Origin of the sequence: Enterobacter cloacae complex sp. P42RS (assembly GCF_014930595.1) — a bacterium.
Taxonomy (GTDB): Bacteria; Pseudomonadota; Gammaproteobacteria; order Enterobacterales; family Enterobacteriaceae; genus Enterobacter; species Enterobacter bugandensis.
Window position 1 is genome coordinate 12,495 of sequence record NZ_JADBRK010000026.1, and the last position, 22,655, is coordinate 35,149.

Genomic DNA, 22,655 nt, shown 5'->3' on the forward strand with positions numbered 1-22,655 from the left:
TAAAACTTATGACATAAAGTGGCCCTGCAGCCGGTAACGGTTCCCCGGGAAAAGCAGCCGGGCATGCGACACAATGTGCGACGAGGACCAGGTTCGACGGCGGATCAGCAGGCACGGGTCGTGCTCTTTAATGCGCAGCCGCTCGCACTCCTGCGGCGTGGCGCGCACGGCCTCCACAATGTGCTCCCCTTCCGTCAGCGGTGCGACAAGCGACAGATAGGCGTGCGGGGTGGTCTGGGTGTAATCCTGGTTCAGATAGTCCGGTATCCGTTCGGCGTTCACGCAGCGATCTTCAATCTGCACCGGAATATCGTTTTCGAAATGCACCATCACGGAGTGGAAGATGCGGCTTCCCTCTTTGACATTCAGCTCTACCGCCTGCTCGGCGCTGGCCTGGGTCTCTTCGAGCACCAGCACTTCACAGCGGTGCTGATGATTACGCGCGGCAATTTCGTCCGCAATACTGCGGATTTCAAACAGGGCGGATTGCCCTTTCGGTTCCGCCACGAACGTCCCGACGCCCTGCAGACGCACCAGAAGCCCTTCGTCGGTCAGCTCGCGCAGCGCCCGGTTGACGGTCATCCGGCTAAAACCGAACTGCGCCACCAGCTCGGCCTCCGACGGAATGCGATCGTGCGGGCGCCAGACGCCGGTAGCAATCTTTTCGCTAATCGCCTGCTTCACCTTTTCATAAAAAGGCGCGGGCGGGCTCGGTTGCGGCAGGGGCGAGCGTGAAAACATCGTGACTCCTTTAATAGTGTTATGCCCACCAGTGAGCAATTTGCCAGGCCAGACGGGCGGCGAGCTTTGCGCCCTGTCCGTCCCGATCGTACTGCGGGTTAAACTCTACCAGATCGGCGGCCTGCAGCTTACCGCTGCGGCAGATTTGTTCAATAACCGGCATTAGATCCATTGCCGGGACGCCTAACGCCGCAGGTGCGGAAACGGCGGGCATTTCGCCCGCGGGCAGGACGTCCAGATCGATCGTCAGATAGATACGATCGGCCTGCGCCAGCACCTTTTCCAAGGCCGATAATGCCTCGCGTCTGAAATGAAGATCCTCCACCAGCGTGACGTTCAGGCGTTCGGCCTCATCCCACAGTGCCTGGGTGTTCGCCGCGCGGCTGACGCCAAAGCAGGCGTAGCGAAACTCGCGCCCGCATTCATCGCAGTATTGAGCCAGCTGACGAAACGGCGTACCGGACGTCGCCCGGTCGGCCTTGCGCAGGTCGAGATGCGCATCCAGGTTTATCACCGCCACGCGCTCGCCGGGGAACGCATCCAGAACACCCCGTCCATGCGCCCAGGCGGTTTCATGCCCGCCGCCAAACACCAGCGTGCGCATCCCGGACTGCTGGCAGGCCGTCACGGCATCGCTTAACGCCCGCTGCGCGGGTTCAAGCTCATCGCTTTCAACGTACACCGAGCCCATATCCGCCAGCCGTTCGTGTCCCTGATGGCTTGCCATATTCGCCAGTGCTTTGCGCAGAATATCAGGGGCCTGCGCGGCGCCGGGCCTGCCCTGATTGCGTTTAACCCCTGCATCGCATTCAAAGCCTATCAGCGCGATGCCGGATGAAAGCGGCGTGAACAGCGCCTGCTGTTGTATCGTCTGGAAAATTCGCGTTGCATTGCTGGCTTCGGCGCTGTCATCTCGCCCCTGCCAGACCGTTTCGGCGACGGGCCGCCATAACTTCATACTGCCTCCCCACGGAAAATACGTTGGTACAGCGGATTGCGTCCCGGCTCGTAGACCATCTCTACCGGATGGTGAGCATCCCAGACGATAAAATCAGCAACAAACCCCGGCTGCAGCTGCCCGTGCGTTGCGCCGCGGCCCAGCGCCTGCGCCGCATGGCGCGTGACGCCAGCCCAGGCCTCTTCAGGGGTGAGGCCAAACTGGACGCAGGCCATATTCATCGCCAGGTGCAGGCTGGCAAACGGGCTGGTGCCGGGGTTATAGTCGGTGGCGACGGCCATCGGCACACCACGTTTTCGGAGCTGATCAACCGGCGGACGCTGGCGCTCCTGCAGAAAATAGAACGCGCCGGGGAGCAGCACCGCAACCGTACCGCTTTGCGCCATCGCCTGAACGCCCGCGTCGTCGAGATATTCGATATGATCGGCCGACAGTCCGTTATATTGGCTGACCAGCGCCGCTCCGCCCTGATTCGACAGCTGTTCAACATGCCCTTTCACCGGAATACCGAGCGCGGCGGCGGCCTGGAAGAGGCGCTCGGTTTGCGACGGGGTAAAGCCGACGTTTTCACAAAACACGTCTACTGCTTCATATAACTCTTTTTGCCACAGCGTGGGCAGTATCTGCTCGCAAACCAGCGCGAGGTACGCATCCGGATCCTGTCGGTATTCCGGCGGAACCGCATGGGCCGCCAGCAGCGTTGGGCTGATATCAACCGGGTTATTGAGGCTCAGCTGGCGGGCAACCTGCAGCATCTTCTCTTCGGCCTCGGCGTTGAGACCGTATCCCGATTTGATTTCAACGGTCGTTACACCTTCATTCATCAGACGCTGGAGCCGCTGCTGCGCAAGTTTCAGCAGGGTTTCCAGGGAACTGCTGCGCGTTGCCGTCACGGTGGCGTTAATCCCGCCCCCCTGAGCGCTGATGGTCTGGTAAGAGACGCCGTTCAGACGCTGTTCCCACTCCGCCGCGCGGTCGCCGCCAAATACCAGATGGGTATGGCAGTCAATCAGGCCAGGCGTGACCAGACGTCCCTCAAGATCGATGACGTGACGGTGTCCGGAAGGAAGGTCAGATTCAGGAAGCACGCCAAGGATAGTTTGGCCGCGCACGACCAGCGCGTGCTGCTCTTTCAGGCCATAAGGCGCGGATGTATCGGGAACCATTGTTGCCAGGCGCGCATTTCGCCATATAACATCGTCAGGTTGAAGCTGCATGGGCATTCCACTTGTCATGGGTTGTATAGACATTTATTTGCATCCATCGTCTGCTGTCAACCGCCTTAAGGGAAAATGTTATTTATTTGTGATGACTTTCCCGTCACCTCCGGGCAAAAAATGCAACTTTTACCCTTTTTATCTTCCCGTTTCGCTCAACTTAGTATAAAAAAGCAGGCTATTTCGTCTATCCCGTAAAGACTTGCATACCCAGGAGCTTCACCTTGAACATTTCCAGGATTTCCCGTCTGGCGTTAGCGCTCGCCTTTGGCGTGACATTATCCGCATGCAGTTCTACACCACCGGATCAGCGTCCTTCTGAGCAGGTAGCGCCCGGTACCGCCTCCCGCCCGATTTTGTCCGCGGATGAAGCGAAGAATTTCGACCGCGCCCATTACTTCTCGGCGATGGATCCTAACGCCGCGCCGTGGACACCGTCTTCTATTAACCTGCCTAAACAGCCTGACTTCGTTGTTGGCCCGGCTGGCGCGCAGGGCGTAACGCATACCACTATCCAGGCAGCGGTTGACGCGGCAATCACTAAACACAGCGCGTCTCGCCAGTACATCGCGATCCTGCCGGGTGAATACGAAGGCACCGTGTATGTTCCGGCGGCTCCTGGCAGCATTACGATTTACGGTCTGGGTGAAAAAGCCATCGACGTAAAAATCGGCCTGGCGATTGATTCCGAAATCGACAGCACCGCCTGGCGTCACCTGGTGAACCCGGCAGGCAAATATATGCCGGGCAAACCGGCGTGGTATATGTTTGATAACTGCCAGAGCAAGCGTTCCGCCACCATTGGCGTGATGTGCTCGGCGGTGTTCTGGTCGCAGAATAATGGCCTGCAACTGCAGAACCTGACCATTCAGAATACCCTGGGTGACAGCGTGGATGCCGGTAACCACCAGGCCGTTGCGCTGCGTAGCGACGGCGATAAGGTGCAGATTAACAACGTCAATATTCTGGGCCGTCAGAACACCTTCTTCGTGACCAACAGCGGCGTACAGAACACGCTGCAGAACAACCGTCTGACCCGTACGCTGGTGACCAACAGCTACGTTGAAGGTGACGTTGATCTGGTGTCCGGTCGCGGCGCGGTAGTGTTTGATAACACCGATTTCCGCGTGGTGAATTCCCGTACCCAGCAGGAAGGCTATGTGTTTGCTCCGGCAACCCAGTCTAACCTGTTTTACGGCTTCCTGGCCGTGAACAGCCGCTTTAACGCGGCCGGTGACGGCGTGGCGCAGCTGGGACGCTCCCTGGACGTGGACTCTGCGACCAACGGCCAGGTCGTTATCCGCGACAGCGTGATCAACGAAGGCTTTAACGTGGCGAAGCCGTGGGCTGATGCGGCTGTCTCCAAACGTCCGTTCTCCGGCAACACCGGTGCGGTGGACGATAAAGGAAACGTGCAGCGCAACCTGAACGACGCGAACTTCAACCGCATGTGGGAATACAACAACCGCGGTCTGGGCAGCAACGTGGTTGCTGAGCCGAAGCAGTAACGAGATGAGAGTAAAAGGGGGAGTTTAATCCCCCTTTTTACTGCGACTGAATGCGTCAGGCTCCAAACTTAAGATACGCATCCAATAGTTGCATAATCGCAACCATGAGTTGCAGGAACAGAATTGCCCATTCCACACCGCTCATACGCCACTCCTTTGGTATAGAGCACTTCTCCTCTGGTTTACCTTTCCGCTGCCTGTCACCAGAGGTGTGTTGGTTATGTTTTGATGTGCTCCGCAGTTTAGGCACCGTCGGCACCACCCGACAGCCAGGACTTAAAAAGGATCCTGAATTGCGGAACTGCAACACATCGAACCAACGCACAGAATGATATCAAATCACCACTGTACATAAAAACAGTTAAAACCAATTTAGGAATTTATAAAGCAAAAGCACTTAAGTGACTGATTATTATTTATATACTATTCACTGATCATTCCGTGTTCTCCTTTGTTCGTTGACGATGAATTTACATCGCCTTGAGTCGACATTATGATGATCCTGTTGGTTACGTTTTGATGTGCTCACCCGGCTACCACCGGGCATAAAAAAACCTCGCATTCGCGAGGTTTTTTTATTTTAAACCGCTTAGTGCGCGTTAACCACCACCCACATCGGCCCCTGGCCTACGGCGTAGCGTCCTTTCTCTTCCAGCAGGCCCTGCTCGCCTTTGATTTCATACAGCGCGATGTGGTGGGATTTCTGCCCCGCCGCAATCAGGTATTTACCGCTGTGATCGATATTAAAGCCGCGCGGCTGGGTTTCCGTTGGCTGGAAGCCCTCAATAGCCAGCACGCTGCCATCTTCGGAGACGCTGAAGACGGTAATCAGGCTGGAGGTGCGGTCGCAGGCGTACAGATGGCGACCATCCGGCGTGATGTGAATATCTGCCGCCCAGCGAGTGTCAGAGAAGTCAGACGGCATCATGTCCAGCGTCTGCACGCACTCAATCTGACCGTTTGGATCTTTCAGCTCCCATACATCCACCGAGCTGTTCAGTTCGTTAACGACGTAAGCATATTGCTGGTTCGGGTGGAAGACCATATGACGCGGACCCGCGCCCTCAACGGTGGTGACTTCAGCCGGATTCTGCGCCACCAGGTGACCATCGTCGCTCAGGGTGAACAGGCAGATTCGATCCTGCTTCAGCGCAGGCACCCAGAGCGTGCGGTTGTCCGGGGAGATATTCGCCGAATGGCAGCCTTCCAGCCCTTCCACCACGTCGACAGTTTCTACCGGAATACCATCGTCAAGACGGGTCACGCTGACGCAACCGGCATTGTAAGAACCGCTAAAAATGAAGCGTCCTTTACGATCGGTCGAGATGTGGGTTGGGCTGCCCGGCAGTGGCGCTTCAGCGGTGTAGGTCAGCGCGCCGTCGTCAGGAGAGATGCGGTAGGCCAGCACGCGAAACTCCGGGCGCACACCCACGTATAAGAAACGTTTATCCGGGCTGACGACCATCGGTTGCACCTGGCCCGGCACATCAACAACCTGAACCAGCGTGAGCGAACCTTCTGCATTCAAGCGCCAGACGTGGATCTGCTGACTTTCAGGACTGGCGGTATAAACGGTTTGTTTCATGAATACTCCTTTCCTCACTGCACGTGAAAGTGATTATTTTTAACGGTGAATGCTGAATTTTAGCCAGGAATTTTGCAGCGATTTACTCTCGGTGTAACATCCCCTGAGACCTAAAATTCAACATTAACCCGGAAGAACAAATGACCTCGCGTGTGATTGCACTGGATTTAGACGGAACATTACTTACCCCTCAGAAAACCCTGCTCCCCTCCTCCCTTGAAGCGCTTAAACGCGCGCAGGAAGTGGGATATCAACTCCTTATCGTAACGGGTCGACATCACGTAGCCATTCACCCTTTTTATCAGGCACTGGCGCTGGATACACCTGCAATTTGTTGTAATGGCACTTATTTGTATGATTATCAGGCAAAAAAGGTTTTAGCCTCCGACCCGCTGCCGGTTCCCCAGGCGCTGCAGCTGATCGATCTGCTGGATGAGCATAATGTTCACGGCCTGATGTATGTGGATAACGCGATGGTGTACGAGCGCCCAACCGGCCATGTGGTACGCACCAGCAACTGGGCGTTGTCCCTGCCAGAAGCGCAGCGTCCGGTCTTTACCCAGGTTTCCTCTCTGCGTCAGGCGGCCCAGGACGTTGAGGCTATCTGGAAGTTTGCCCTGACGGATGAAGACACCACCAAACTGAATACCTTCGCGAAACACGTCGAGGACACGCTGGGGCTGGAGTGCGAATGGTCCTGGCACGATCAGGTGGATATTGCCCGCAAAGGCAACAGCAAAGGCAAGCGCTTGACGCAGTACGTAGAATCGCAGGGCTGGTCAATGCAGGACGCGATCGCCTTCGGCGACAACTACAACGACATCAGCATGCTGGAAGCCGCCGGTACGGGCGTGGCGATGGGTAATGCCGACGACGCAGTAAAAGCGCGCGCTAACGTGGTGATTGGCGACAACACCACCGACAGCATCGCGCAGTACATCTATACCCACCTGCTGTAATCAGGCGGTGATCGAAACGCTCTTGATTTGCGCGTAAAGCCACAGGCCGGGCTTGATTGCTAACTCATCCCTGGCCCACGGGCTGATGCGCGCCCAGAGCGTCCTGCTGCCCACGTCGAGCTTCACCTCTACCTGCCCGTTATCATCAAAACATTCCGCCACTTTGGCGCGCAGAATATTTCGAATACTGGTTTGCAGCGGCGGCTGCAACACCAGCGAGACGTCCGACGCCTGGATGCGGATCCGCAGCGCGGACTGCAACGGTTTGTCGATCTTATTGACCCAAAGATGCTGGTCGCCCAGCGCCAGGGCGGTCATCGCGTAGTGCGGATGATGCTCCAGAACGCTCACCTTCAGGATGCTGCTCTGCTGCTCCCTGGGTAACCAGGGGTGCATCACGCTACTGCCCCACACCTCTTCCAGGTTGCCGAAGGCCTTCACGCTGCCCTCTTCCAGCACCAGCACTTTGTCGGCCAGATGCAGGATCTCATCCAGCGAATGGCTGACGTAGAGCATCGGAATATTAATTTCGCGGGTCAGACGCTGCAGGTAAGGCAAAAGCTCGCGCTTGCGCGGTATATCCAGAGAAGCCAGCGGCTCGTCGAGCAGCAGCAGTTCGGGGGCGGTCAGCAACGCGCGGCCTATAGCCACACGCTGTTTCTCCCCGCCGGAGAGCGAGGACGGCAGCCTGTCGAGCAGGGGTCCAATGCCTAAAAGCGTCACCAGCTTATCAAACTGCCCGGCCATGCTTTTCGCCATGCCGTAGCGCAGGTTGCCGCGCACGCTGTAGTGCGGGAATAAGCGCGCGTCCTGAAAAACATAGCCGATGCGGCGCTTATCCGGCGAAAGGTAAATCTTGTTCTCCACATCATTCAGGACGCGGTTGTTCAGGACAATGCGCCCTGACTGCGGGCGCGTCAGGCCGCTGATGGCGTTAATCAGAGACGTTTTACCCGCGCCAGACACGCCGAAGACGGCGGTGATGCCGCTTGCAGGCAGCGTCTCGTTAAGCGTCAGAGTATGGTTTCCCAGCGTCTGTGTGAAATTCAGTTCCAGCATCGTTATTTCCCCATCCGTTCGCGGCTTAGCCGTGCCAGCCATTCAGAAACCAGCAGCGAAACCAGGGCTAATACGATAGAGATGATGCACAGCCGCGCTGCGGCACTCTCTCCCCCTGGCGTCTGAATCAGGGTATACATGGCCGATGGGATGGTCCGCGTCTCGCCGGGAATGTTCGACACAAAGGTGATGGTCGCACCAAACTCGCCCAGCGAGCGGGCGAACGCCAGCACCGTCCCGACAATGATGCCCGGCAGCGTAAGCGGAAGCGTGATGGTAAAAAAGACGCGCCAGCGCCCGGCACCGAGCGTGCGGGCTGCCTGTTCGAGCTTCATATCCACGCCTTCCAGCGCGAGGCGGATCGCTCTGACCATCAGCGGGAATGACATCACCGCCGCCGCCAGTACCGCACCGCGCCAGCTAAAGGCAAAGGTGATTCCGAACCAGTCGTAGAGCTTTTCGCCGATAAAACCGCGTCGCCCCATCGAAATCAGCAGCAGATAACCGACCACCACGGGCGGTAAAACCAGGGGAAGATGAAGGACGCTGTCGAGCAGCGCTTTGCCGGGGAACCGACAGCGAACCAGTAGCCAGGCAAAAAAGATCCCAAAGGGCAAACTCAGCGCAACCGCCAGGGAAGAGACTTTAAGGCTCAGCAGAACAGCCTGCCATTCAGGATCGGTCAGTATCATCAGTGAGTCGTAAATCCATAACGTTTAAAGATTGCGGACGCCTCCGGCCCCTTCAGATAATCGCGGAAGGCCGTTACGGTCGCATTATTATGTCCATCAACAATCGCCACAGGATATTCCACTTTCTTGTGGGAGTCTTCCGGGAAGGTGCCAACCACTTTTACGCCCTTGCTGGCAACGGCATCGGAACCATACACAATGCCCAGCGGAGCTTCGTTACGCTCCACCAGCGCCAGCGCGCCGCGCACATCTTCCGCCGGGGCCAGTTTTGGTGACAGGGTCTCCCACGCGCCCAGCTTTTGCAGCGCTTCTTTGGCGTAAATCCCGGCCGGAACGTGTTCCGGGTCACCCACCGCCAGACGGCCACCGTTCAGCAGGCGGGTCCAGTTTGTCTCTTTATTGATGGTGATTTCACCTTGCGCGCTGGCCTTCGGTGCAACCACAACCAGGCTATTGCCCAGCAGCGTTTCGCGGGTCGCCGCATCAATCGATTTCTTCTCCACCGCGTAGTCCATCCACTTCTGGTCAGCAGAGATAAACAGATCTGCCGGAGCGCCCGCTTCTATCTGCCGTGCCAGCGTAGAGGAAGAGGCAAAAGAGGAGACTACCTCGACGTTTTTCTCTTTTTTATACGCCGCCGCAATATCCTGCAGCGCGTTGGTCAACGACGCCGCCGCAAAGACCGTGATTTTACCTTCGTCCGCCAGCGCGTGTCCGGTAAGTGAAAGCGTCAGCGTTGCCCCTGCGAAAAGGCGTACCCATGAACGTGCCATCTGTAACTCCTGTGAGTAGCGTTATATACATATTAATATAACGGTATCGTCAGGGAGATCCCAGCGGTAATTCGTACCGCTCAAGGGGTAACACGGTGTGTTACGTTAAATTATATCGGCGAAAGTAAGAAAAGCTTGAGAGCAAAACGCCCGGGCAAGCCGGGCGTTTTGTGGGAAATTAATGCTGCTTTTTCGCACGGTCTCGGTGACCGATATTCGAAAAGATGTTGAACACTTCACCCAGGCCGTAGATGGCACCGAGGATGATGGCCATCACTACTGGTACCATGATCACGGCGAATACCAGACTTTTCAACAACTCTAACATGGTTTTCTCCAGATTTTGTGAATGGGCTATTCTACCCTGAAAAGTAAGAAAAACATCCCCTTTTGTGCGGTGCCCTTTGCGCCCTGCACCATTTGGGTCACAATATTCTTTTTGCCAGGACACTGTTATGCAGGCCGAAATTCTTCTTACTCTCCGACTTCAGCAAAAGCTTTTCGCCGATCCCCGACGTATTGCCCTGCTTAAACAGATAGAACAAACCGGCTCAATTAGCCAGGGCGCTAAGAACGCCGGGATTAGCTATAAAAGCGCCTGGGATGCCATCAATGACATGAACACCCTGAGCGAGCATCCGCTGGTGGACAGAGCCACAGGGGGCAAAGGGGGTGGAGGTGCTGTTGTCACACGCTACGGCCTGCGCCTGATTCAGCTCTACGATCTCCTGGGCCAGATTCAGCAAAAAGCATTCGATGTATTGAGTGACGACGACAACGTTCCGCTGGACAGCTTGCTGGCCGCCATTTCCCGCTTCTCGTTGCAGACCAGCGCCCGCAACCAGTGGTTTGGTACGGTGACGGCGCGCGATAATCTCCAGGTACAGCAGCATGTTGAGATCCTGCTTGCCGATGGTGTCACCCGTCTGAAAGCGGCGATAACGGCCCAGAGCGCAGAGCGCCTTGATCTGGATGAAGGTAAAGAGGTGCTGGTGTTGCTGAAAGCACCCTGGGTCAATATCACACGCGACCCGGACAAGGCAAAGGCGGCTGATAACCAGCTGCGGGGCACCATCAGCCATATCGAACGCGGCAAGGAGCAGTGCGAAGTGCTGATGCCCCTGGCAGACGGACAGGCGCTTTGCGCCACGGTCCCGCTCAGCGAGGCGAACGCTTTAGAAGAAGGTGCTGTCGTCACCGCATATTTCAACGCGGACCGGGTGATTATCGCCACATTGTGCTGAGCACATTGACAATCGTGACGACAGTGCGTATCCCTGATATCAATTGCTGCAAAAAATGGGATACATCATGTCATCATTGCATATTTCGCAAGGTACGTTTCGTCTTAGCGATACCCGAACGCTGACGATTGCCGATCTGACAATACGCGCGGGTGAAAGCTGGGCGTTTGTCGGCACTAACGGCAGCGGTAAATCCGCGCTGGCCCGCGCGCTGGCCGGAGAGCTTACCCTTCTCAGAGGCGAATGCCGGAGCGATTTCACGCGCCTGACGCGCCTGTCCTTTGAACAGCTGCAGAAGCTGGTCAGCGACGAGTGGCAGCGCAACAATACCGATTTACTCAGTCCTGGCGAAGAAGATACCGGCCGCACGGCGGCGGAAATTATTCAGGATGAGGTGAAAGATCCCGCCCGCTGTCAGCATCTGGCGGAACAGTTTGGCATTTCCGCGCTGCTGAACCGGCGCTTTAAGTACCTCTCTACCGGCGAGACGCGGAAAACGCTGCTGTGCCAGGCGTTAATGAGCCAGCCGGAATTGCTGATTCTGGATGAGCCCTTTGACGGGCTGGATGTCCACTCCCGCGCCCAGCTGGCTGCCATGCTGGACTCTCTGAATCAGGAAGGCTATACGATCGTACTGGTGCTGAACCGCTTCGATGAAATTCCTGACTTCGTGCAAAACGCGGGCGTGCTGGCAGACTGTAGCCTGATCGAAACCGGAGAAAAATCCGCGCTGCTCCGACAGGCGCTGATTGCCCAGCTTGCGCACAGCGAAAAGCTGGCGGGCATTGCGCTGCCGGATCCCGACGCGCCGGCAGCACGCCACGGTCTCGACCCCAGGCAGCCGCTTATCGTCCTGCGCGATGGCGTAGTCTCCTATGACGAACGACCGATCCTGAATCACCTCAGCTGGACGGTTAATCCTGGCGAACATTGGCAGATTGTCGGTCCCAACGGCGCGGGGAAATCCACGCTGCTGAGCCTGATAACCGGCGATCACCCGCAGGGCTACAGTAACGATCTGACGCTGTTTGGCCGCCGTCGCGGCAGCGGCGAAACCATCTGGGATATCAAAAAGCACATTGGCTACGTTAGCAGCAGCCTGCATCTGGATTACCGGGTCAGTACCACGGTACGCAACGTGATCCTTTCCGGCTATTTTGATTCCATCGGCATTTATCAGGCGGTGTCAGATAAACAGCACAAGCTGGCCCAGCAGTGGCTGGATATTCTGGGGATGGATAACCGGGTGGCTGACGCGCCGTTTCATAGCCTGTCGTGGGGGCAGCAGCGCCTGGCACTGATCGTTCGCGCGCTGGTAAAACACCCTACACTCCTGATCCTCGACGAGCCGCTGCAGGGGCTGGATCCGCTTAACCGACAGCTGGTCCGCCGCTTTGTGGACGTGCTGATTAGCGAAGGTGAAACGCAGCTGCTGTTCGTTTCACACCATGCCGAAGATGCCCCCTCCTGCATCACCCACCGCCTCGAGTTTGTCGCGGACGGTGAGGGTTATCGCTATCTTCTCAGCAACGTAAATTAACCGCGGAGGGCACCGCCCTCCTCTTTTCAGATAACTTGCATCAATACATCGCTATCTCTTTGATCTAGAATGCTCAACGTCATCGAAAAAGCGGGTGTGAAAACGAGTGTAAACGATTCCACTATTTTATCCCATGTCACACTTTTCGCGTCTCTGTTATGCTATGGTTATTACATACCATAGGCCCAATGGAGCGAATTATGCGAGTTCTGGTAACAGGTGGTAGCGGTTACATCGGAAGTCATACCTGTGTGCAGCTGCTGCAAAATGGTCACGATGTGATCATCCTCGACAACCTGTGCAATAGTAAGCGCAGCGTGCTGCCGGTGATTGAACGTCTTGGCGGTAAACAGCCGACTTTCGTAGAAGGCGACATCCGCAACGAAGCGCTGATGACCGAGATCCTTCACGACCACGCCATCGAAGCGGTGATCCACTTCGCGGGGCTGAAAGCGGTCGGTGAATCCGTTGCGAAACCGCTTGAGTATTACGACAACAACGTCAACGGTACCCTGCGTCTGATCTCCGCCATGCGCGCGGCAAACGTCAAAAACTTTATCTTTAGCTCCTCCGCCACCGTCTATGGCGATCAGCCAAAAATTCCTTACGTTGAAAGCTTCCCGACCGGTACGCCGCAAAGCCCATACGGCAAAAGCAAGCTGATGGTAGAGCAGATCCTGACCGACCTGCAAAAAGCCCAGCCGGAGTGGAGCATCGCATTGCTGCGCTACTTCAACCCGGTCGGCGCCCATCCGTCTGGCGATATGGGTGAAGATCCGCAGGGTATCCCGAACAACCTGATGCCGTACATCGCCCAGGTGGCGGTAGGCCGTCGCGAGTCGCTGGCCATTTTTGGCAATGACTACCCTACCGAAGACGGCACCGGCGTGCGTGACTATATCCACGTGATGGATTTAGCAGACGGCCACGTTGCAGCCATGCAGCAGCTGGCTGACAAACCGGGCGTGCATATTTATAACCTCGGCGCCGGGGTCGGCAGCAGCGTGCTGGACGTGGTTAACGCCTTCAGCAAAGCCTGCGGTAAGCCGGTGAACTACCACTTCGCTCCGCGTCGTGATGGCGACCTGCCTGCTTACTGGGCCGATGCAACCAAAGCCGATAAAGAACTTAACTGGCGTGTCACCCGCACGCTTGATGAAATGGCACAGGATACCTGGCACTGGCAGTCACGCCACCCGCAGGGTTATCCGGACTAAGGATCCGTCATGACTTCGTTTAATCCCGTCGATCATCCGCATCGTCGTTTTAACCCGCTAAGCGGGCAATGGATTTTGGTCTCTCCGCATCGCGCCAAGCGTCCCTGGCAGGGGGCGCAGGAGACGCCTGCAAAACAGACCCTGCCGCAGCACGATCCGGATTGCTTCCTCTGTCCGGGCAACACGCGCGTGACCGGGGATAAAAACCCGGACTACAAAGGCACCTTCGTGTTTACCAACGATTTTGCCGCCCTGATGACCGATACCCCGGATGCCCCCGCGAGCCACGACCCGCTGATGCGCTGCGAAAGCGCGCGCGGTACCAGCCGCGTGATCTGCTTCTCGCCCGATCACAGCAAAACGCTGCCGGAGCTGAGCGTGGACGCGCTGAAAGAGGTGGTCAGCACCTGGCAGGCGCAAACCGCTGAGCTGGGGCAGAGCTATCCGTGGGTGCAGGTGTTCGAAAACAAAGGCGCGGCGATGGGCTGCTCTAACCCGCATCCGCACGGCCAGATCTGGGCGAACAGCTTCCTGCCCAACGAAGCCGAGCGTGAAGACCGTCTGCAGAAGGACTATTTCGCAGAAAACGGCTCACCCATGCTGGTGGACTACACCCAGCGCGAGCTGGCCGACGGCAGCCGTACCGTAGTGGAAACCGAACACTGGCTGGCGGTCGTGCCTTACTGGGCCGCCTGGCCGTTTGAGACGCTGCTGCTGCCGAAAGCGCACGTTCAGCGCATTACCGATCTCAGCGACGCGCAGCGCGACGACCTGGCGCTGGCGCTGAAAAAGCTGACCAGCCGTTACGACAACCTGTTCCAGTGCTCCTTCCCGTACTCCATGGGCTGGCACGGCGCGCCGTTTAACGGCGAAGAGAATCAGCACTGGCAGCTGCACGCCCATTTCTATCCGCCGCTGCTGCGCTCTGCAACGGTGCGTAAATTTATGGTGGGCTATGAAATGCTGGCGGAAACCCAGCGTGACCTGACGGCGGAACAGGCGGCAGAGCGTCTGCGTGCCGTCAGCGACGTCCACTATCGCGAATCAGGAGTCTAAAAATGAGTCTGAAAGATAAAACACAATCCCTGTTTGCTGAGAAATTTGGCTACCCTGCCACCCACGTAATTCATGCACCTGGTCGCGTCAACCTGATCGGCGAGCACACCGACTACAACGACGGCTTCGTGCTGCCGTGCGCCATTGATTACCAGACGGTTATCAGCTGTGCGAAGCGCGATGACCGCCAGGTTCGCGTGATTGCGGCGGATTACGGTAATGAGACGGACGAGTTTTCCCTTGATGCCCCGATTGTGACGCACGACAGCCAGCAGTGGTCTAACTACGTGCGCGGCGTGGTGAAGCATCTGCAGAAGCGCAACAAGAACTTCGGCGGCGCCGATTTAGTCATCAGCGGCAACGTGCCGCAGGGTGCGGGCTTAAGCTCGTCGGCCTCGCTCGAAGTGGCCGTGGGAACCGTCTTCCAGCAGCTGTATCATCTGCCGCTGGACGGGGCGCAAATTGCCCTGAACGGTCAGGAAGCGGAAAACCAGTTCGTGGGCTGCAACTGCGGCATCATGGACCAGCTGATCTCCGCGCTAGGCAAAAAAGAGCATGCTTTACTGATCGACTGCCGCTCGCTTGGCACCAAAGCCGTTCCCCTGCCAAAAAGCGCGGCCGTCGTGATTATCAACAGTAACTTTAAACGCACGCTGGTGGGCAGCGAGTACAACACCCGCCGCGAACAGTGCGAAACCGGCGCGCGCTTCTTCCAGCAGCCTGCCCTGCGCGACGTGACGCTCGATGAATTTAACAAAGTGGCGCACGAGCTGGATCCTGTCGTCGCCAGACGCGTGCGTCACGTGCTGACCGAAAATGCCCGTACCGTTGAAGCCGCCTCCGCGCTGGCGAAAGGTGACCTGAAGCGCATGGGTGAGCTGATGGCGGAATCTCACGCCTCCATGCGCGATGATTTTGAAATCACCGTGCCGCAGATCGACACCCTGGTGGACATCGTCAAAGCGGTTATTGGCGATAAAGGCGGCGTGCGCATGACGGGCGGCGGCTTTGGCGGCTGCATCGTCGCGCTGGTGCCGGAAGAGCTGGTCCCTGCCGTCCAGGACGCCGTGGCGAAGCAGTACGAAGCGCAAACGGGCATCAAAGAAACGTTCTATGTATGTAAAGCATCACAAGGAGCCGGACAGTGCTAAACGAAACACCTACCCTCGCACCGGATGGTCTGCCGTATCGCCTGTTAACCCTGCGCAACAGCGCGGGGATGGTGGTTACGCTGATGGACTGGGGTGCGACCCTGCTTTCTGCCCGCGTACCGATGCCGGACGGCAGCGTGCGCGAAACCCTGCTGGGCTGCGCCTCACCCGAGCAGTACGTTAATCAGTCTGCCTATCTGGGCGCGTCCGTCGGGCGCTATGCCAACCGCATCGCGAAGAGCCGTTTTGAGCTCGACGGCATGCAGTACCGGCTGCTGCCAAGCCAGGGCGAGAACCAGCTTCACGGCGGTCCGGACGGGTTTGATAAACGCCGCTGGAAAATAGTTCGTCAAAACGACGGCGAAGTGCTGTTCTCGCTGGATTCGCTTGATGGCGATCAGGGCTTCCCGGGGAACCTTACCGCGTCCGCGCGCTTTACACTGACGGACGACAACCGTATCGCCATTGAATACCGTGCGACGGTCGACAAGCCGTGTCCGGTTAACCTGACTAACCATGCCTACTTCAATCTCGACGGCAACCAGTGCGACGTGCGTAACCACAAGCTGCAGATCCTGGCGGACGCGTATCTGCCGGTTGACGAGATGGGCATTCCGTATCAGGGCCTGAAAGACGTGAGCGGGACCAGCTTTGATTTCCGCAGCGCGAAAGTTATCGCCCAGGATTTCCTGAGCGATGACGATCAGCGCAAGGTGAAAGGCTACGATCACGCGTTCCTGCTGCACGCCAAAGGTGATGTGAAGCAGCCTGCCGCACAGGTCTGGTCCAGCGATGAGAAACTGCAGATGACGGTGTATACCACCGCCCCTGCCCTGCAATTCTACTCGGGCAACTACCTCGGCGGCACGACGGCGCGCGAACACAATGAGTACAGCGACTGGCAAGGACTTGCGCTTGAGAGCGAGTTCCTGCCGGACAGCCCCAATCATCAGGAATGGCCGCAGCCGGACTGCGTGCTGCGCCCCGGTGAAGAGTACATTAGCGTGACGGAATACCATTTTATTCCGAAATGATTTCCAGCCCTCCCATCGGAGGGCTTTTTTCTGCGCGTCTTGCTGAAAATAGCGCCGATCGCTGACAAAATCCTAACCCTGGATTCACAAGCATCTTACACTCAGAGACTATTTTCGCTATGGTTAGGGTTAAGCGTTGCTGCTGGCACGGCCACAGCAATATAATGAGAATTGTTATCATTCTAAAAATGCTTGAGGAGTAAGAGATGGCTATTACTAAGCTGGTCCTGGTGCGTCACGGCGAAAGCCAGTGGAACAACGAAAACCGCTTTACCGGTTGGTACGACGTTGATCTGTCCGAGAAAGGCGTAAGCGAAGCAAAAGCAGCAGGTAAACTGCTGAAGGAAGAAGGCTTCAGCTTTGATTTTGCTTACACCTCTGTGCTGAAACGTGCCATCCACACCCTGTGGAACGTGCTGGACGAACTGGATCAGGCCTGGCTGCCGGTTGAGAAATCCTGGAAACTGAACGAGCGTCACTACGGTGCGCTGCAGGGTCTGAACAAAGCGGAAACCGCTGAGAAATACGGCGACGAGCAGGTTAAACAGTGGCGTCGCGGCTTCGCGGTCACCCCACCAGAGCTGACCAAAGATGACGAGCGCTATCCGGGCCACGACCCGCGCTACGCAAAACTGACCGACGCTGAGCTGCCAACCACCGAGAGCCTGGCGCTGACCATCGACCGCGTTGTGCCTTACTGGAACGAAACCATTCTGCCACGCCTGAAAAGCGGTGAGCGCGTGATCATCGCTGCTCACGGTAACTCCCTGCGCGCGCTGGTGAAATATCTGGACAACATGGGCGAAGACGAGATCCTCGAACTGAACATCCCAACTGGCGTACCGCTGGTATATGAGTTCGACGAAAACTTCAAGCCAATCAAACATTACTACCTGGGTAACGCGGACGAGATCGCAGCGAAAGCAGCGGCTGTCGCGAACCAGGGTAAAGCGAAGTAATTTTCGCCGGACATAAAAAAAGCGCGGAGCCTTCCGCGCTTTTTTATTTGTGCGTGAGGACTCAGCCGCGGCGCGCTTTTACCGCATTCGCCAGCTGACGCAGGATGGCATCGGTATCGTCCCAGCCAATGCAGGCATCGGTGACGCTTTTGCCATACACCAGCGGCTCGCTGCCTTCCAGGTTCTGGTTACCTTCAACCAGATGGCTTTCGATCATCACCCCAATTACCGCCTTCTCACCGTTGGCGATCTGCTGACAGACGTCTGCCCCCACTTCCATCTGCTTTTTGAACTGCTTGCTGGAGTTGGCGTGGCTGAAGTCGATCATCACCTGCGGTGGCAGCCCGGCTTTTTCCAGCCCGGCCTTCACCTCTCCCACGTGTTTTGCACTGTAGTTTGGCTCTTTACCGCCGCGCAGAATGATGTGGCAATCACCGTTACCGCTGGTGTTGACGATGGCGGAGTGACCCCATTTGGTCACGGACAGGAAGCAGTGCGGCGCACCCGCGGCGTTGATGGCATCGATAGCCACTTTGATGGTGCCATCAGTACCGTTTTTGAAGCCCACCGGACATGAGAGACCGGAAGCCAGCTCGCGGTGAACCTGAGATTCAGTGGTACGGGCACCAATGGCGCCCCAGCTCATCAGGTCTGCCAGGTATTGTGGCGTAATCATATCCAGGAACTCGCCGGCAGCAGGCAGGCCGCTGTCGTTGATCTCCAGCAGCAGCTTGCGCGCAATGCGCAGGCCGTCGTTGATCTGGAAGCTGTTATCCATGTGCGGATCGTTAATCAGCCCTTTCCAGCCCACGGTCGTGCGCGGTTTTTCAAAATAGACGCGCATGACGATTTCCAGCTCATCCTTTAACTCTTCACGCAGGGTGAGCAGACGCGCAGCATACTCTTTCGCAGCGGCAGGATCGTGAATGGAGCACGGGCCAATCACCACCAGAAGACGATCGTCATTACCTTTCAGGATCTTGTGGATCGCTTTACGAGCATGAGAAACCGTATTTGCGGCATTTTCAGTGGCGGGGAATTTCTCAAGGAGTGCTACAGGAGGTAATAACTCATTGATCTCTTTGATGCGTAAATCGTCGTTCTGATAATTCATCTTCTTTCCAGCTCTGCCATATCTTTAGTAATGAAAGCAATCCTTTCAATCTATCTTGTCGACCAGGAAGTGTAAACACGGTTTTACACTTCACGCAGATAATTCCTGGAATTCGCCTAAAAATCGCCACAAAATAGCGAAAAATGAGATCTAACCTAAGCTTTTTAACTGTAACAACCATTTTTAAACGCTTAAACGCGATTCCCTACTGACGTAAGTCCGTAAGGCGGAATCTTTCGCCTATAAAAAGATGCACTGTTGGAGAATGTTATCCAGCGTAACGACAAGAACAGGAGCACCATCATGAAAATGACAAAACTGACCACCCTCTTCCTGACTGCCACACTCACCCTTGCCAGCGGCAGCGTCCTGGCCGCAGAAACGGGTGCTTCAGACAGCAACGGTGATGCCAATGCGGCAGCAGCGGCAGGCCAGGTTGCGCCTGATGCGAAACAGAATATCGCCCCGAATAATGTCGATAACAGCCAGATCAATACCGGCAATACCAACACCGGCGGTACTATGCTGCATCCGAACGGTAGTGCTTCCGATACCATGAATCATGACAACATGAGCTCGGATGAGGTTCATAAGAACTCGATGTGCAAGGACGGCAAATGTCCCGATCCGAACGACAAAGTGGGTAACGACGCCAATACCAAAACTGATGGCACAACCCAGTAATTCTTGATGCTTCAAATGTGAAAGGAGAGCCCAGGCTCTCCTTTCTTTTTGGAGTAACCTGTTAAAAACGCTACACTAAAATAATAACGAATCAGGAAAGCAGACATGGCGCACACCCACTCACACCCATCTTCTCCCGGCAACGACAATGCAAAACGACTTATGCTGGCCTTTGGCGTTACGGCCACGTTTATGGTTATCGAGGTCATTGGCGGCCTGGTTTCCGGCTCGCTGGCGCTGCTGGCTGATGCCGGACATATGCTGACCGATGCCGCAGCGCTGCTTTTCGCCCTGCTGGCGGTGCAGTTTGCTCGCCGCCCGCCCAACGCGCGTCATACCTTCGGCTGGCTGAGGCTGACCACCCTTGCCGCGTTTGTTAACGCCATCGCGCTGGTGGTTATTACTGTTCTTATCGTCTGGGAGGCCGTACAGCGTTTCAGGCACCCGCAGCCCATCGCCGGGACGACAATGATGGTGATTGCCGTGGCGGGGTTGCTGGCAAATATTCTGGCGTTCTGGATTTTGCATCGCGGCAGCGGGGAAAAGAACCTCAACGTTCGCGCTGCGGCTCTGCATGTGCTGGGGGATTTGCTCGGCTCAGTCGGGGCGATTGTCGCCGCGCTGGTGATCCTCTATACCGGCTGGACGCCTATCGACCCCATTCTCTCCGTGCTGGTATCGTGTCTGGTCTTGCGCAGCGCCTGGCGGCTACTGAAGGAGAGCGTCAATGAACTGCTGGAAGGGGCGCCGGCATCAATGGACATTGACGAGCTGAAACGAAACCTGCGCCGTACTGTCCCGGAAGTGCGTAACGTTCATCACGTGCACGTCTGGCTGGTAGGCGAGAAGCCGGTCATGACGCTGCACGTCCAGGTCATCCCGCCCCACGACCACGACGCGCTGCTTGAACGCATCCAGCACTTTCTTGAACATCACTATGAGATTGGTCACGCCACCATCCAGATGGAGTATCAGCCCTGTAGCGGGCCGGACTGCCACCTTAACGAGGCGCAGCCCGACCATTCACATCATCACCACTAGCTTGAAAGCGCGTGTGAGCCACGCTCACGCGCGCTCTTGATCCACATCCGGCTGCCGTTCAGGGCAATGAATGTCAGCAGCAGATACTCCAGCGACATGGCATAGACGCCCTGAAGGGCAAAAATCACCACGCTGATGACGTTGATGATGACCCACAGCAGCCAGTTCTCAACGTATTTACGGGTCATCAGGACCATCGCCGCGATCGACAGCACCATCATGCAGGAATCCCAGAACGGGAAGGCATCCGGCTGAAGCTCCGGCATCGTCACGTTGAGGCCAATCGCGGACATGACCGAAACGGCAACGCGGGTCAGGAACGCAAACACCGGGTTGATGTAGACGGTCATCAAACCAATGGCGACGACGCAGGCGACAAACCAGGCGATGGCTTTCGGTAAGGGCAGCCAGCGGATCTGCAGCTCCGCCTCCTGCTGGCTGTTCTGCCGGGACCAGGCGTACCAGCCGTAAATATTGGCGGCGAAGAAAAACAGCTGTAAAAGCAGGCTGGCGTACAGCTGGATCTGGAAGAAGATAATCGCAAACAGCGTGACGTTAATCAGCCCGAACGCGTAGTTGCTGATCTTCTCCAGGCTTGCCAGCCAGATACACAGCAACCCCGCCAGCGTGCCTACGGCTTCAATCCATGACAGGTCATAGCCACCTGCACCAATCGGTATATGAACCAGAATGTTTTGCGTGCTAAAAAAATCCATCTTTTCCCCAGTGCGTTTTTGAATTAAGTACGTAGTGTAGCCGCAAAATCCAGCATGCGGTTAAGCGGAATTAACGCACCGTCACGCAGAGCGGCGTCCACATGAATTTCATGCGCTGCACCGCCTGTCTCGAGCCCTTCGGCAATGGCCTTCAGGCCGTTCATCGCCATCCACGGGCAATGCGCGCAGCTGCGGCACGTCGCGCCCTCACCTGCCGTTGGTGCTTCCAGCAGCTCTTTCTCCGGTACGGCCTGCTGCATCTTATAGAAGATACCGCGATCGGTCGCGACGATGAGCTGCTTGTGCGGCAGCGTCCTGGCCGCGTTGATAAGCTGGCTGGTTGAGCCAACCGCATCGGCCATATCAACAATCGACTGCGGTGATTCAGGATGAACAAGAATGGCCGCGTCAGGATAAAGCGCCTTCATACGAGACAGCGCCTGGGTCTTGAATTCGTCGTGCACAATGCAGGCGCCCTGCCAGCAGAGAACGTTAGCGCCGGTCTGCTTCTGAACGTAATTGCCAAGATGGCGGTCAGGGGCCCAGATAATTTTCTCACCCAGGCTGTCCAGATGCTCAATCAGCTCAACGGCGATGCTCGACGTGACCACCCAGTCTGCGCGCGCTTTTACCGCCGCAGAGGTGTTGGCGTAAACAACCACGGTCCGGTCAGGATGGGCGTCGCAGAAGGCGTTGAATTCCTCAATCGGGCAGCCGAGATCGAGCGAACACTCCGCATTGAGCGTCGGCATCAGAATGGTTTTTTCCGGGCTGAGGATCTTTGCCGTTTCGCCCATAAAACGCACTCCTGCAACCAGCAGCGTGGAAGCGGGATGTTTTGCACCGAAGCGGGCCATCTCCAGTGAATCAGAAATACAGCCCCCGGTCTCTTCCGCCAGCTGCTGGATTTCCGGATCGGTGTAGTAATGGGCCACCATCACCGCATCGCGCTCTTTGAGAAGCCGTTTGATCTTCTCGCGGTAGAATTGTTTTTCATCCTGGCTTAATGGCACAGGCTTTGGCGGAAACGGATAGATTGCGGCTTCAGGATCGAACATCACGCTCATTATGGCTTCTCGTTTTACTGGCTTAACAATATTGCCTTTCTTTTGCCTGACAAAGCAAAACGCAGGGCAATTATGTTTTATATACTAAACAAGATAGCGAATCTGAAGTGAAAAGTCACCGGGAATAGATGGGCGGAGCATTTGTTGTACGGCAGATAGCAAAAAGGCGCCTTTAGGGCGCCTTTCTACACTGGTGGGTCGTGCAGGATGACTCGCTTCGCTCGCCCTTCGGGCCGTCGCCGAAAACGGCTCCGGTGCCTCACTACGTTCGGCTCGAACCTGCTGCAGGTTCGAATCATCCAGATCGCAGATAGCAAAAAAGCGCCTTTAGGGCGCTTTT

23 protein-coding genes and 1 other RNA gene are annotated in these 22,655 nt (G+C 56.6%); 11 read left to right on the top strand and 13 right to left on the bottom strand.

The genetic code is table 11. From position 1 onward, the window contains the following. Positions 1–6: 6 nt before the first annotated feature. From IM314_RS20680 to hutI, 3 genes are read right to left on the bottom strand one after another with little or no spacing between them, the layout of a single operon-like run. Positions 7–741 carry a histidine utilization repressor gene (locus IM314_RS20680; RefSeq protein WP_041910742.1) on the bottom strand — a complete coding sequence of 245 codons (735 nt, stop codon included), beginning with the start codon at positions 739–741 and terminating at the stop codon, positions 7–9. Positions 742–760: 19 nt separating this feature from the next. Then, entirely contained in the window at positions 761–1,699 is a 939-nt protein-coding gene (gene hutG, locus IM314_RS20685) for a formimidoylglutamase (RefSeq protein ID WP_049136995.1), read from the bottom strand. Then, on the bottom strand, positions 1,696–2,916 hold the full coding sequence (hutI, locus tag IM314_RS20690; protein ID WP_227008647.1) for an imidazolonepropionase: 1,221 nt from the start codon (positions 2,914–2,916) through the stop codon (positions 1,696–1,698). Before hutI ends, hutG begins: the two co-directional genes overlap by 4 nt. 224 nt (positions 2,917–3,140) lie before the next feature. On the opposite strand from hutI, the gene IM314_RS20695 reads away from it, so the two are divergent. Beyond that, positions 3,141–4,424 carry a putative acyl-CoA thioester hydrolase gene (locus IM314_RS20695; RefSeq protein ID WP_041910745.1) on the top strand — a complete coding sequence of 428 codons (1,284 nt, stop codon included), beginning with the start codon at positions 3,141–3,143 and terminating at the stop codon, positions 4,422–4,424. Positions 4,425–4,479: 55 nt separating this feature from the next. Here IM314_RS20695 and tisB read toward each other — a convergent pair whose 3' ends face one another. Both tisB and pgl read right to left on the bottom strand, forming a co-directional pair. Further along, entirely contained in the window at positions 4,480–4,569 is a 90-nt protein-coding gene (gene tisB / locus IM314_RS20700) for a type I toxin-antitoxin system toxin TisB (protein ID WP_023332440.1), read from the bottom strand. A gap of 444 nt (positions 4,570–5,013) precedes the next feature. Then, complete coding sequence (gene pgl / locus IM314_RS20705) at positions 5,014–6,009, bottom strand: 6-phosphogluconolactonase (RefSeq protein WP_041910746.1); 996 nt, start codon at positions 6,007–6,009, stop codon at positions 5,014–5,016. A 140-nt stretch (positions 6,010–6,149) separates the two neighbouring features. On the opposite strand from pgl, the gene IM314_RS20710 reads away from it, so the two are divergent. After that, on the top strand, positions 6,150–6,968 hold the full coding sequence (locus IM314_RS20710) for a pyridoxal phosphatase (RefSeq protein WP_041910747.1): 819 nt from the start codon (positions 6,150–6,152) through the stop codon (positions 6,966–6,968). Here the strand turns inward: IM314_RS20710 and modC are convergent, their stop codons facing one another. The 4 genes from modC to IM314_RS20730 form a co-directional block, all read right to left on the bottom strand. Beyond that, on the bottom strand, positions 6,969–8,027 hold the full coding sequence (modC, locus tag IM314_RS20715) for a molybdenum ABC transporter ATP-binding protein ModC (protein ID WP_041910748.1): 1,059 nt from the start codon (positions 8,025–8,027) through the stop codon (positions 6,969–6,971). Between the two features lie 2 nt (positions 8,028–8,029). Then, positions 8,030–8,719 (bottom strand): molybdate ABC transporter permease subunit, encoded by a 690-nt coding sequence (modB, locus tag IM314_RS20720; protein ID WP_041910749.1) that lies wholly within the window; start codon positions 8,717–8,719, stop codon positions 8,030–8,032. Further along, the gene (gene modA, locus IM314_RS20725; RefSeq protein WP_193359322.1) at positions 8,719–9,492 is read right to left on the bottom strand and encodes a molybdate ABC transporter substrate-binding protein; all 774 of its coding nucleotides are present in this window, start codon (positions 9,490–9,492) and stop codon (positions 8,719–8,721) included. The genes modB and modA overlap by 1 nt, the downstream gene beginning before the upstream one ends. Before the next feature lie 178 nt (positions 9,493–9,670). Further along, positions 9,671–9,820 carry an AcrZ family multidrug efflux pump-associated protein gene (locus tag IM314_RS20730; protein WP_041910751.1) on the bottom strand — a complete coding sequence of 50 codons (150 nt, stop codon included), beginning with the start codon at positions 9,818–9,820 and terminating at the stop codon, positions 9,671–9,673. A 127-nt stretch (positions 9,821–9,947) separates the two neighbouring features. Here IM314_RS20730 and modE point away from each other — a divergent pair, with 127 nt between their 5' ends. From modE to gpmA, 7 genes are all read left to right on the top strand, one after another. Further along, entirely contained in the window at positions 9,948–10,736 is a 789-nt protein-coding gene (modE, locus tag IM314_RS20735) for a molybdenum-dependent transcriptional regulator (protein WP_153656201.1), read from the top strand. A gap of 67 nt (positions 10,737–10,803) precedes the next feature. Next, positions 10,804–12,276, top strand: a complete 1,473-nt coding sequence (modF, locus tag IM314_RS20740; protein WP_193359323.1) for a molybdate ABC transporter ATP-binding protein ModF — start codon at positions 10,804–10,806, stop codon at positions 12,274–12,276. A gap of 200 nt (positions 12,277–12,476) precedes the next feature. Beyond that, positions 12,477–13,493 carry a UDP-glucose 4-epimerase GalE gene (gene galE, locus IM314_RS20745; RefSeq protein WP_041910754.1) on the top strand — a complete coding sequence of 339 codons (1,017 nt, stop codon included), beginning with the start codon at positions 12,477–12,479 and terminating at the stop codon, positions 13,491–13,493. 9 nt (positions 13,494–13,502) lie between these two features. Further along, a complete protein-coding gene (gene galT / locus IM314_RS20750; RefSeq protein WP_048957134.1) occupies positions 13,503–14,549 on the top strand; it encodes a galactose-1-phosphate uridylyltransferase in 1,047 nt (348 codons plus the stop codon). A 2-nt stretch (positions 14,550–14,551) separates the two neighbouring features. After that, entirely contained in the window at positions 14,552–15,700 is a 1,149-nt protein-coding gene (gene galK, locus IM314_RS20755) for a galactokinase (RefSeq protein ID WP_193359324.1), read from the top strand. Continuing rightward, positions 15,694–16,734, top strand: coding sequence for a galactose-1-epimerase (gene galM / locus IM314_RS20760; RefSeq protein ID WP_045630845.1), 1,041 nt, complete (start codon positions 15,694–15,696; stop codon positions 16,732–16,734). Before galK ends, galM begins: the two co-directional genes overlap by 7 nt. A 206-nt stretch (positions 16,735–16,940) precedes the next feature. Continuing rightward, on the top strand, positions 16,941–17,693 hold the full coding sequence (gpmA, locus tag IM314_RS20765; protein ID WP_008501111.1) for a 2,3-diphosphoglycerate-dependent phosphoglycerate mutase: 753 nt from the start codon (positions 16,941–16,943) through the stop codon (positions 17,691–17,693). 61 nt (positions 17,694–17,754) lie between these two features. Here the strand turns inward: gpmA and aroG are convergent, their stop codons facing one another. Beyond that, positions 17,755–18,807 carry a 3-deoxy-7-phosphoheptulonate synthase AroG gene (aroG, locus tag IM314_RS20770; RefSeq protein WP_193359325.1) on the bottom strand — a complete coding sequence of 351 codons (1,053 nt, stop codon included), beginning with the start codon at positions 18,805–18,807 and terminating at the stop codon, positions 17,755–17,757. 303 nt (positions 18,808–19,110) lie between these two features. Between aroG and IM314_RS20775 the strand changes: the two genes are divergently transcribed. Further along, on the top strand, positions 19,111–19,491 hold the full coding sequence (locus IM314_RS20775; RefSeq protein WP_045259933.1) for a protein YbgS: 381 nt from the start codon (positions 19,111–19,113) through the stop codon (positions 19,489–19,491). A 105-nt stretch (positions 19,492–19,596) separates the two neighbouring features. Next, positions 19,597–20,532, top strand: a complete 936-nt coding sequence (zitB, locus tag IM314_RS20780) for a CDF family zinc transporter ZitB (RefSeq protein WP_193359326.1) — start codon at positions 19,597–19,599, stop codon at positions 20,530–20,532. Here the strand turns inward: zitB and pnuC are convergent. From pnuC to IM314_RS20795, 3 genes are all read right to left on the bottom strand, one after another. Then, the gene (gene pnuC, locus IM314_RS20785) at positions 20,529–21,248 is read right to left on the bottom strand and encodes a nicotinamide riboside transporter PnuC (RefSeq protein ID WP_028012391.1); all 720 of its coding nucleotides are present in this window, start codon (positions 21,246–21,248) and stop codon (positions 20,529–20,531) included. The two genes, zitB and pnuC, sit on opposite strands and share 4 nt — an antisense overlap. Before the next feature lie 23 nt (positions 21,249–21,271). Next, positions 21,272–22,315, bottom strand: coding sequence for a quinolinate synthase NadA (gene nadA / locus IM314_RS20790; RefSeq protein ID WP_060573580.1), 1,044 nt, complete (start codon positions 22,313–22,315; stop codon positions 21,272–21,274). 191 nt (positions 22,316–22,506) lie between these two features. Beyond that, positions 22,507–22,635, bottom strand: a non-coding RNA gene (locus tag IM314_RS20795) — RtT sRNA. Between the last annotated feature and the right edge of the window lie 20 nt (positions 22,636–22,655).